The sequence below is a fragment of the Paraconexibacter algicola genome, from assembly GCF_003044185.1.
GTDB lineage: Bacteria > Actinomycetota > Thermoleophilia > Solirubrobacterales > Solirubrobacteraceae > Paraconexibacter > Paraconexibacter algicola.
This window is the reverse complement of the sequence record NZ_PYYB01000006.1, coordinates 113,807-122,889: the sequence shown is the minus strand read 5'-3', so window position 1 is coordinate 122,889 and position 9,083 is coordinate 113,807. Positions and strand designations below refer to the sequence as shown.

The following is a 9,083-nucleotide window of genomic DNA, read 5'->3' as shown; positions in this document are numbered from 1 at the left end:
GCACGTCTGAACATCCTTCCCGCTGCGCCAAACGGCACAGCCATCAGATGTCCATCAAAGCGGGGGAACTCCAGCTTCGCGTTCTGCCACCTCCTCGGCTACCGACTCCTCCCGCGCCTCAAACGGATCGGCGCCGCCCGCCTCTACCGCCCCGGCCTGCCCGACGACGCCAACTGGCCGCAGATCGCACCCGCGATCTCCGCGCGCCCGATCGACTGGACACTCATCGCCCGCCAGTACGACCAACTCGTCAAGTACGCCACCGCGCTAAAGCTCGGAACCGCCGAAGCCGAGCAGGTGCTGCGCCGCTTCACCCGCGGCGGCCCCAAGCACCCCACCTACCAAGCCCTCGAAGAACTCGGCCGCGCCACCCGAACGATCTTCATCTGCGAGTACCTCGCCGACCCAGCACTCCGACGCGAGATCCACGAAGGCCTCCAAGTCGTCGAGACCTCGAACAGCGCCAACAGCCAGGTCTTCTACGGCAAACGCAGCGAGCTCACGAGTCCCGATCGCGAAGAGCAAGAGATCTCGATGCTCGCGCTGCACCTCCTGCAATCAGCGCTGGTTCACATCAACACCCTGCTCGTCGAGCGCGTCCTCAGCGAACCCGCTTGGGCCAACCGCCTCACCGACGCCGACCGTCGCGCACTGACCCCGCTGTTCTGGACCCACATCAACCCGTACGGCAAGTTCACCCTCGACATGAACCAGCGCCTCAACCTCGACCCAGTCGTCAACGGGGCACGCTAGTTGGCCCCTGGTGACACGAACCCGAGCACCGGGCCTACATCAGCGCGAGCCAGACGTAGTAGCCGACGACGATGCTGAAGAGCACCGCGTCGAGACGGTCGAGCGCGCCGCCGTGCGCCCCGAACAGCGTCCCGGTGTCCTTCGTTCCCGCGTCCCGCTTGAGGTAGCTCTCGAACAGGTCGCCGACCGGGGCGGCGAGGCCGACGCAGGCACCGAGGATCAGCGCGTCCGTGCCGGACAGCCAGTCCTGGTAGAGCCCGGCGGCCCAGGTGGCGACGATCGCGGTGACGAAGCCGATCGCCAGGCCCTCGACCGTCTTGTTCGGGGAGATCGCCGGCGCGAGCTTGCGGCGCCCGAACTGGCGGCCGCCGAGGTAGGCGCCCGTGTCGCCGAGGAACGTGCCGACGAGCACGTCGACGATGATCGCGCCACCGTGCGGGAGGTCGCGCAGCAGGATCGCGTGCGCGAGACCGAGCCCGATCCACGTGACCCCGAGGATCGTCACCGAGATCGCCGGCGCCCCGCCCTTCGGCTGCGCCGCGGTCAGCACGAACACGACCGGGAAGGTCGCCACGAGCGCGATCATCACGTGCGTCGAGTCGCCGAAGAACGCGGCGAGCGACAGCGCGATCACGCCGATGAAGCCGCCCAGGCGCGACGGGTGCGCCTTGTCGAACATCTGGAACAGCTCGTGCAGGCAGACGAGCCCGAGCCCGATCAGGCCGAGCGTGAAGAAGATGTCGCCCAGCGCGACGATCGTGATCGCGAAGATGATCGCCGGGATCGCCACGATGATCCGCGCGGTCAGGTCGCTGCGCTGCGGGCGCTCGCGGGCGGCGCGGCTCGCCACGCTCACCGCCCCCCGAAGCGCCGGACGCGGTCGCTGTACTGGTCCAGCGTGCGGCGGAACGCGTCGCGGTCGAAGTCCGGCCACAGCTCGTCGGCGAAGACGAGCTCGGAGTACGCGGACTGCCACAGCAGGTAGTTCGAGAGGCGCTGCTCGCCCGAGGTGCGGATGACGAGGTCCGGCTCGTGCATCTCCGGCGCGTAGAGGAGCTTGGCGAAGTCCTCCTCGGTGCCGCCGGTGAAGCGGGCGGCCGCGTCGACGATCTCGGCCCGGCCGCCGTAGTTGAACGCGATGAACAGCGTGATCCGCGTGTTGTCCGCGGTCTGCGCCTCCGCCCAGTCCATGAGCTCCAGCAGCGCCGGCGTGATGCGGTCACGGCGGCCGATGAACCGCATCCGCACGCCCTGGGCCTTGAGCTCCGGCGTCTCGGTCTGGATGCGCTGGGCGAACATCCGCATGAGGCCGGTGACCTCCTGGGCTGAGCGGGTCCAGTTCTCGGTCGAGAACGAGTAGACCGTGAGCTCCTCGATGCCCCACTCGGCCGCGTCGCGCAGCCGCGCCTTCACCGTGTCGGCGCCGGCGCTGTGCCCGTCGTTGACGGGCAGCCCCCGGGCCTCGGCCCAGCGCCCGTTGCCGTCGGTGATGATCGCGACGTACCGCGGCGCGACGGCTGCGCCCGGCATCAGACCTCGAGGATCTCGGCTTCCTTGGCCTTCAGGACCGCGTCCAGCTGCGCGACGCTCGCGTCGGTGAGCTTCTGCAGCTCGCCCTCGCCGCGGTGCTCGTCGTCGGCGCCGACCTCGCCCTCGTCCTTGAGCTCCTTGAGGTCCTGCATGACGTCGCGGCGGACGTTGCGCACGGCGACGCGGCCCTCCTCGGCGATGCTGCGCACGAGCTTGACCATGTCGCGGCGGCGCTCCTCGTTGAGCTCCGGCACGCTCAGGCGGATGAGCCGCCCGTCGTTGCTCGGGGTCAGGCCGAGATCGGCCTGCATGATCGCCTTCTCCACCGCAGGGATGGAGGACTGGTCGAACGGCTGGACGGTCAGCAGCCGCGCCTCGGGCGCGTTGACGGTCGCCAGCTGCTTCAGCGGCGTCATCGCGCCGTAGTAGTCGACCACGATGCGGTCCAGGAGCGCCGGGCTCGCCCGGCCCGTGCGGACGGTGCCGAACTGGCCGGTCGTCGCCTCCACGGACTTCGTCATGCGCTCGCGCGCGTCGGCCAGCAGCTCGTCGATCAGCTCACTCATGCGTTCCTCAGCCCTCCGTCGCGACGAGGGTTCCGACGCGCTCGCCGCACACTATCCGGTCGATGTTGGACTCGTCGTCCATGTTGAACACGTGGATCGGCAGCCGCTGCTCCATGCAGATCGTGAGCGCCGTGGCGTCCATGACCTTGAGGCCGCGCTGCAGCGCCTCCATGTGCGAGATCTCGGGGATGAACGTCGCGTCCGGGTCGGTGCGCGGGTCCCCGGAGTAGACGCCCTCCACCCCGTTCTTGGCCATCAGCAGCGCGTCGGCGTGCATCTCCCGCGCGCGCAGGGCGGCGGCGGTGTCGGTCGTGAAGAACGGGTTGCCGGTGCCGGCGGCGAAGATCACGACGCGGTGCTTCTCGAGGTGGCGCATCGCGCGGCGACGCAGGTACGGCTCGGCGACCTCGGCGATCGTGATCGCCGACACCACGCGCACGTGGATGCCGAGCTTCTCCAGCGCGTCCTGCAGCGGCAGGGCGTTGAGCACCGTCGCGAGCATGCCCATGTAGTCGGCGGTCGCACGGTCCATGCCCGCGGCGGCACCGGTCATGCCGCGGTAGATGTTCCCGGCGCCGACGACGATCGCGACCTCGACGCCGCGGTCGTGGATCGCCTTGACCTGCGCCGCGACGGCCTGCAGGCGCTCGGGATCGGTGCCGTAGTCGAGGGAGCCCATGAGGGCCTCCCCCGACAGCTTCAGCAGGATCCGCTTGAACGCGGGCGTCGCGGCGTCGGTCACGGTGTGGGCAACCTACCCGGGCTACTCGCCGACCGCGAACCGGGCGAAGCGGCGGATGACCACGTTCTCCCCGGTCGTCGTCGACAGGTCCGCGCGGAGCTGCTCGATCGTCTTGCCGTCGTACTTGTCGGCGTTCACGTGCACCTGGTCGAGCAGCACGATCTCGGCGAGCCACTTGTTCAGCATGCCCTCGACGATCTTCGGCCGGATGTTCTCCGGCTTGTCGGCGACCTGCTGCTCGAAGATGGCGGCCTCGGCGTCCTTGACGTCCTGGGGCACCTCGTCACGCGACACGTACTTCGCGGTCGGGGACGCGGCGACGTGCATCGCGATCTCCCGCGCGAACGCGACGAAGTCCTCGTTGCGCGCGACGAAGTCGGTGTTGCAGTCGACCTCGACGATGACGCCGACCTTGCCGTTGCTGTGGATGTAGGACTGCACGGTGCCCTCGGCCGCCTCGCGGTCCGCGAGCTTGCCGAGCTTCTTGCCCAGCTTGACCTTCAGCAGCTCCTCGGCCTTCGCGGCGTCGCCGCCGGCCTCGGTCAGGGCGTTCTTGCAGTCCATCATCCCGGCGCCGGTCTTCTGACGCAGCGCCTTGACGTCCTGGGCGGTGAACTCAGCCATTCGGGTTCTCCTGCGCGGCCGGGGCGGCGGGCGCGCTCTCGGGGGCGGGGGTCGGGGTGGCCTCGGCGGCGGGCGCCGCGACCGGGGCGGTCGGGGCGGCGGCGGCCTGCTCGGCGGCGGCCTTGGCGGCCTCCTCGGCCTCCTTGCGGGCGCGCAGCTCCGCCTCGCGACGGGCGCGCTCCTCGGCCTCGGCCTGCTGACGGGCCTGCTCGGCCGCCTGGAACTGGCCGCGGCCCTGGGCGACGACGTCGCCGATCGCCTTCGTGATCGCCACGCAGGAGCGGATCGAGTCGTCGTTGCCCGGGACGACGTAGTCGATGCCGTCCGGGTCGCAGTTGGTGTCGACCATGCCGATGATCGGGATCCGCAGGCGCCGGGCCTCCTTCACCGCGATCTCCTCGACCTTGAGGTCGATGACGAACATCGCGTCCGGCGGACGCTGCATGTTCTTCACGCCGCCGAGGTTGGCGCGCAGCTTCTCGAGGTCGGCCTGCGCGGCCATGCGCTCGCGGGTCGGCAGCAGCGCGAGCTGGCCCTCCGCCTCGTAGCGCTCGAGGTCGTGCAGCCGCTTGATGCGGTTGCTGATGGTCTGGAAGTTCGTCAGCAGGCCACCGAGCCAGCGGTGGTTGACGTACGGCTGACCGCAGGACTCCGCGATCTCCTTGATGCCGTCACGGGCCTGCTTCTTCGTGCCCACGAAGAGCACGACGCCGCCGCGATGCGCGACGGTCCCGGCGAACTCCTGCGCGTCGGCGAGCAGCTTCTGCGTCTTGAGGAGGTCGATGATGTAGATGCCGCCACGCTCACCGTGGATGAAGCGGCGCATCTTGGGGTTCCAACGGCGCGTCTGGTGACCGAAGTGGACTCCGGCCTCCAGCAGCTCCTTGATGCCGACGTCGGCCATGGGTGCTGCTCCCTTTGTGGTTCGAGGTACTGGTCGGTGCTGCGCCCGTCGGATCGCGGCACGAACCCGGCGTGATGGTCTGCCGGGCAGGGCGGCCGCGAGGCTCCCGACGGGGTCGGGAATCGAAGAAGCGCAAGTGTACGCAAGTTCTGCTCACGCCGGTCGTTGGGGAGAGTGCGGGTCGGCCCCCTTCCCCTACCTCCGGCGGACCGGCCCGCATGAGCCGCGGTGACCGGCGGCGCGCCCTCGCGGCGCGCCGCCGCACCACGCGGGCGATCAGGCCGTGGCGGCCGCGCGCGCGAGCGCGGCCTCGAGGTCCGCGGGAAGCGGCGAGACGACGTCGACCTCGGCCCCCGTGCCCGGGTGGACGAAGCGCAGCCGGGTGGCGTGCAGGAACTGGCGGTCGAGCCCGTACAGGCCGGGGCGACCGTACTCCGGGTCGCCGCAGACCGGATGGCCGATGGCCTGCAGGTGCACGCGGATCTGGTGGGTCCGACCGGTCTCCAGGCGCACGCGCAGCAGCGACGAGGCGGGCAGGGCGCGCTCGAGCTCGAAGTGGGTGCGCGCCTCGCGCGCGTCGGCGCTGTCGGTGGACATGCGGGTGCGCACGCGCCGGTCGCGGCCGATCGGCGCGTCGATCGTGCCGGTGCGCGCCGGCGGCCGGCCGTCGACGAGCGCGAGGTACTCGCGGGTGATCTCGCGCTCCTGCAGCAGCTCCTTCAGGGCGCGGTGCGTCTCGTCGCTCTTGGCCACGACGAGCAGGCCGCTGGTGTCCTTGTCGAGCCGGTGCACGATGCCCGCGCGCCAGGCCTCCTCGCCGCCGGCGGCCCGCCCGGCGAGCGCCTGCGCGAGAGTGCCGTGGCGGTTGCCGCGCGCCGGGTGCACCACGACGCCGGGCGGCTTGTCGACGACGAGCAGGTCGTCGTCCTCGTAGGCGACGCCGAACGTGGCGGGCGGCCCCTCGTCGTCGGGGACGGGCTCGCGCACGGGGTCCTGCGCGACGTCGACGGCGATGCGTTCCCCGGTGCGGACCCGGTGGCGCTTGCGGACGACCGCGCCGTCGACCGTGACCGCGCCCGCCTCGATCAGGCGGGTGGCGCGGCTGCGGGAGCCCAGCGGCTCGGCGAGGAACGCGTCCAGGCGCTCCCCCTCCCAGTCAGACGGGACCAGCTGCTCCATCGGCCTCGATCGGCTCCTCGTCGCGGCGCCGGTCGCTCATCTCCACCACGGCGATGAGCGCGATCACGCCGCAGGTGATCGCCATGTCGGCGACGTTGAACGCCGGCCACGACGGCAGCTTCAGGAAGTCCGTCACGGCCCCCAGGGCGACCCGGTCGATGATGTTGCCGACCGCCCCGCCGACGAGCAGGCCCGTCGGCAGCCAGACGCCGGGCTGGTGCGCGTGGGTCGCGAAGTACGCGAGCAGGCCTCCCAGCGCGATGGCGATCACGATGATCACGACCGTCTGGCCGCCGCCGGCGAAGGCGCCGAAGGCAACGCCGCGGTTCTCGACGTGGACGAGCTTCAGCAGCGGGAAGATCGGGTCGCTGCTGCCCTGCTCGACGCCGCGGCGGACGAGCACCTTCGTCAGCTGGTCGACGGCGAGGACCGCGAGCAGGACGACGCCCGCCAGGCGCCAGGATCGGGCGGCGGCCCCGCTCACGCGTGCTCGACGATGCCGGCGAGCAGGTTCCCGGCGATCTGCAGGACGAAGATCGCCACGATCGGGCTGAGGTCCAGCGGACCGAGCGGCGGGATGAACCGCCGGAAGAGGTTGAGGTACGGCCCGACGGTGTCGTTGAGGAAGCCGAGGATCGCGCTGCCGGTGCGGTTGTACGGCATCCGTCCCCCGAACCCGAAGAAGAGCTGGGTGAGGATGTAGGCGATGATCAGCAGGACGTAGACGTAGGTCAGGGTCCGGATGAACCCCCCGATCTCCTCCTGGATGGTCGCGAGCACGAAGGTGGCGGTCATCGGCGTTCTTTCTGCAGCACGGCGTCGAGGGCGTCGGAGAAGGCGGTGCGCAGCCCGGCCCGCTCGAGGGCGTCGAGCCCCCGCGCGGTCGACCCGCCGGGCGAGGTGACCTCGCGCCGGACGGTCAGCGTGTCGTAGTCCTTGTGGCGCAGCAGCGCCGCGGTCCCGGCCATCGTCTGCACCACGAGCTCCTGGGCGACGTGGACGGCCAGACCGGCGCGGACGCCGGCGTCGATCTGGGCCTCGGCGACGAGCGCCATGTACGCGGGCGCGTTGGCCATCAGGCCCATGGCGACGTCGACCTGCGCCTCGGGGACGCGGACGGCGGTGCCGAGCTCCGCGACGAGCTCGGTCACGGCGACCCCGAGCGGGTCGTCGAGCGCCCCGTCGCCGTCGTCGGCGAGCAGCACGACCCCGGCGCGGACCTCGACCGGCGTGCTGGGCATCAGCCGCACGACCGGCCGGTCGGGGTACGCGTCACGCACGTCCGCGAGCGGGACCCCGCCGAGGATCGAGACGATCGCGCGGGCCTCCCCCGCGATCTCCCGGGCGACCTCGCGCAGCTGCCCCGGCTTGTGGCAGAGGACGACGACGTCGGCGCGGCGCGCGAGCTCGAGGTTCGAGGCGATCGCCTCGCCCCCGGTCTGCGCGGCGAGCGCGCGGGCGCGCTCGGGCAGGGCGTCGCTGCACAGCACGGGCCGTGCCCAGCCGCGCGCCATGGCGCCCGCCATGTTCCCGGATCCGATCAGGCCGATCTGCATCGCTCGCGAAGAGTACGGGTCGCGGGTGGCGCGGCGCTCAGCGGAAGCGCCCGCGCACCGCGCGCACGGCCTGGGCGCCGAGCAGCAGCGGCAGGCGCCGTCGCGCGCCGTGCAGCGCGTCGTCGATCGCGGCCCGCGCGGCGGCGCCGTGCAGCGGCGGTCCGTGCCCCATGAGCAGCGTCTCGGGCTCCAGGCGTCCGAGCGCGCCCGGCGGGAGCAGGCGGCGGGCCGGGTGCACGCCGACCGTCTCCCCGGGCGCCGCGAAGTCGGGGGCGCCGACGAGCGCCTCGGCGACGACGAGGACGCGGTGCTCGGGCAGCCACAGCGCGTCCTCGTTCCAGAACGGCAGGTGCCACTGCGGCAGGACCTCGAACGGCAGGGCGGCCCCGTCGAGCGGCACGCGCAGGTGCGGGACGCCGAGGCGCTGGGCGATCGCGGCGCAGTCGCGCGGGTGGCGGTCCAGCAGCTGCAGGACCCCGGCGGGCGTGCCGAGCTCCACGACCGCGGCCTCGACCTCCTGGCCGTCGGGCGGGTCGATCAGCCAGACGCCACCGCCGGCGAGCACGGCGTGCCCGGCGCGCTGCATCCAGGCCGGCGAGGGATGGATCCAGGACCGCGTGACCGGGCCGGGCCCGACGAGCGGGCTCACGACTGGTTGAAGAAGCCCTTCTCGATCAGCTCGGCGCGCTCCTCGGCGCTGATCTCGACGTTGCGCGGCGTGAGCATGAAGACCTTGTCGGCGATCCGCTGCATGCCGCCGTCGAGCGCGTACGTCAGGCCGGAGGCGAAGTCGATCAGCCGCTTGTTCAGGTCGTTGTCGGTGCTCTGGAGGTTCAGCACGACGGGGATGCCGTCCTTGAACTTGTCGGCGACCTGCTGGGCGTCGTTGAAGCTCTTGGGGATGACGAGGTGCACGCGCACGTCGCGGCTACGCGTGCTGCTGCCGCCGACGGCACGCAGCTGCGTCGTCTTCGGCGCGCGGCCCGCGGGCTCGTCGTCGCTGAAGATGTCGTCGAAGTCGTCGCGGCGCCGGCGGCTGTTCAGGCGCCGGACGTTCGGGCGCTCCCGGTAGCGCTCCTCGAGCTCCGCCTCGGGCGCGTAGTCGTCGACGATCTCGTCGTCGTACGCGGGATCGCGCTCCTCGGCGAGACCGAAGTAGACCATCGTGCGGTGCCAGCTGTCGCGAAGAGCCATAGCTCCCCAAGAGTACGCGGTCGCTCGCGTTTTCC

General features: G+C 71.6%; 13 protein-coding genes. 1 reads left to right on the top strand and 12 read right to left on the bottom strand.

Features of this window, described 5'->3' with window-relative positions; translation table 11 throughout:
- A partial coding sequence (locus C7Y72_RS22625; protein WP_199224034.1) for a Tn3 family transposase occupies nt 1–753 on the top strand: 753 nt, incomplete at its 5' end.
- A gap of 34 nt (nt 754–787) precedes the next feature.
- Here C7Y72_RS22625 and C7Y72_RS22620 read toward each other — a convergent pair.
- The 12 genes from C7Y72_RS22620 to C7Y72_RS22565 all read right to left on the bottom strand — a co-directional run bounded on the left by C7Y72_RS22620 (nt 788) and on the right by C7Y72_RS22565 (nt 9,048).
- Complete coding sequence (locus tag C7Y72_RS22620; RefSeq protein ID WP_154732298.1) at nt 788–1,609, bottom strand: phosphatidate cytidylyltransferase; 822 nt, start codon at nt 1,607–1,609, stop codon at nt 788–790.
- A complete protein-coding gene (uppS, locus tag C7Y72_RS22615; RefSeq protein ID WP_107571475.1) occupies nt 1,606–2,283 on the bottom strand; it encodes a polyprenyl diphosphate synthase in 678 nt (225 codons plus the stop codon). The genes C7Y72_RS22620 and uppS overlap by 4 nt, the downstream gene beginning before the upstream one ends.
- Nucleotides 2,283–2,840 carry a ribosome recycling factor gene (frr, locus tag C7Y72_RS22610; RefSeq protein ID WP_107571483.1) on the bottom strand — a complete coding sequence of 186 codons (558 nt, stop codon included), beginning with the start codon at nt 2,838–2,840 and terminating at the stop codon, nt 2,283–2,285. The genes uppS and frr overlap by 1 nt, the downstream gene beginning before the upstream one ends.
- Nucleotides 2,841–2,856: 16 nt before the next feature.
- Nucleotides 2,857–3,591 (bottom strand): UMP kinase, encoded by a 735-nt coding sequence (gene pyrH / locus C7Y72_RS22605; protein WP_107571474.1) that lies wholly within the window; start codon nt 3,589–3,591, stop codon nt 2,857–2,859.
- 21 nt (nt 3,592–3,612) lie between these two features.
- On the bottom strand, nt 3,613–4,215 hold the full coding sequence (gene tsf / locus C7Y72_RS22600; protein WP_107571473.1) for an elongation factor Ts: 603 nt from the start codon (nt 4,213–4,215) through the stop codon (nt 3,613–3,615).
- The gene (rpsB, locus tag C7Y72_RS22595; protein ID WP_107571472.1) at nt 4,208–5,119 is read right to left on the bottom strand and encodes a 30S ribosomal protein S2; all 912 of its coding nucleotides are present in this window, start codon (nt 5,117–5,119) and stop codon (nt 4,208–4,210) included. The genes tsf and rpsB overlap by 8 nt, the downstream gene beginning before the upstream one ends.
- Nucleotides 5,120–5,395: 276 nt before the next feature.
- Complete coding sequence (locus tag C7Y72_RS22590; RefSeq protein ID WP_107571471.1) at nt 5,396–6,298, bottom strand: RluA family pseudouridine synthase; 903 nt, start codon at nt 6,296–6,298, stop codon at nt 5,396–5,398.
- Nucleotides 6,276–6,782 (bottom strand): signal peptidase II, encoded by a 507-nt coding sequence (lspA, locus tag C7Y72_RS22585; RefSeq protein WP_107571470.1) that lies wholly within the window; start codon nt 6,780–6,782, stop codon nt 6,276–6,278. Before lspA ends, C7Y72_RS22590 begins: the two co-directional genes overlap by 23 nt.
- On the bottom strand, nt 6,779–7,093 hold the full coding sequence (locus C7Y72_RS22580; RefSeq protein WP_107571469.1) for a YggT family protein: 315 nt from the start codon (nt 7,091–7,093) through the stop codon (nt 6,779–6,781). The genes lspA and C7Y72_RS22580 overlap by 4 nt, the downstream gene beginning before the upstream one ends.
- Nucleotides 7,090–7,854: a pyrroline-5-carboxylate reductase family protein gene (locus tag C7Y72_RS22575; protein ID WP_107571468.1), complete on the bottom strand. Its 765-nt coding sequence runs from the start codon at nt 7,852–7,854 to the stop codon at nt 7,090–7,092. Before C7Y72_RS22575 ends, C7Y72_RS22580 begins: the two co-directional genes overlap by 4 nt.
- A 37-nt stretch (nt 7,855–7,891) precedes the next feature.
- Nucleotides 7,892–8,503, bottom strand: coding sequence for a hypothetical protein (locus C7Y72_RS22570; RefSeq protein WP_233243967.1), 612 nt, complete (start codon nt 8,501–8,503; stop codon nt 7,892–7,894).
- On the bottom strand, nt 8,500–9,048 hold the full coding sequence (locus C7Y72_RS22565) for a cell division protein SepF (protein WP_107571467.1): 549 nt from the start codon (nt 9,046–9,048) through the stop codon (nt 8,500–8,502). The genes C7Y72_RS22570 and C7Y72_RS22565 overlap by 4 nt, the downstream gene beginning before the upstream one ends.
- Nucleotides 9,049–9,083: the final 35 nt, after the last annotated feature.

Coding starts and splice junctions, on each gene's coding strand:
- uppS (WP_107571475.1), bottom strand. CDS start 2,283: ATGCCGGGCGCAGCCGTCGCGCCGCGGTACGTCGCGATCATCACCGAC.
- tsf (WP_107571473.1), bottom strand. CDS start 4,215: ATGGCTGAGTTCACCGCCCAGGACGTCAAGGCGCTGCGTCAGAAGACC.
- rpsB (WP_107571472.1), bottom strand. CDS start 5,119: ATGGCCGACGTCGGCATCAAGGAGCTGCTGGAGGCCGGAGTCCACTTC.
- C7Y72_RS22590 (WP_107571471.1), bottom strand. CDS start 6,298: ATGGAGCAGCTGGTCCCGTCTGACTGGGAGGGGGAGCGCCTGGACGCG.
- C7Y72_RS22580 (WP_107571469.1), bottom strand. CDS start 7,093: ATGACCGCCACCTTCGTGCTCGCGACCATCCAGGAGGAGATCGGGGGG.
- C7Y72_RS22575 (WP_107571468.1), bottom strand. CDS start 7,854: ATGCAGATCGGCCTGATCGGATCCGGGAACATGGCGGGCGCCATGGCG.
- C7Y72_RS22565 (WP_107571467.1), bottom strand. CDS start 9,048: ATGGCTCTTCGCGACAGCTGGCACCGCACGATGGTCTACTTCGGTCTC.